The sequence below is a fragment of the Psychrobacter sp. TB20-MNA-CIBAN-0197 genome, from assembly GCF_040309765.1.
In the GTDB taxonomy this organism is placed as follows: Bacteria; Pseudomonadota; Gammaproteobacteria; order Pseudomonadales; family Moraxellaceae; genus Psychrobacter; species Psychrobacter submarinus.
Window position 1 is genome coordinate 1 of record NZ_JBEOPC010001343.1, and the last position, 238, is coordinate 238.

The 238-nt window shown below is 63.9% G+C and carries 1 protein-coding gene; it reads left to right on the plus strand.

Annotation, left to right across the window (positions count from 1 at the left end; all coding sequences use genetic code 11):
* The coding region (locus tag AAEY83_RS18325; RefSeq protein WP_502945223.1) for a hypothetical protein at window positions 1-238 on the plus strand (238 nt) is incomplete at both ends.

Below are 238 nucleotides of genomic sequence, written 5' to 3' on the forward strand. Positions count from 1 at the left end.
TACAGAAACTCACCCTGGCGCCATGTTCCATTGAGGACCTGCTGGAGCAGGCGCAACTGCGCTTTGCCGACGTGGCTGCGGCCAAAGGTGTTGCGCTGAACGTCGAGATTCAAGGCCCGCTGCCGAGGTTGCAGGCTGATCAGGCGCAACTTGATCGCGTCCTCGACAACTTGATCGACCACGCCCTGCGGCACACTGCCCGCGACGGGCAGATCCGTCTGCAGGCGCGCCGCCATGG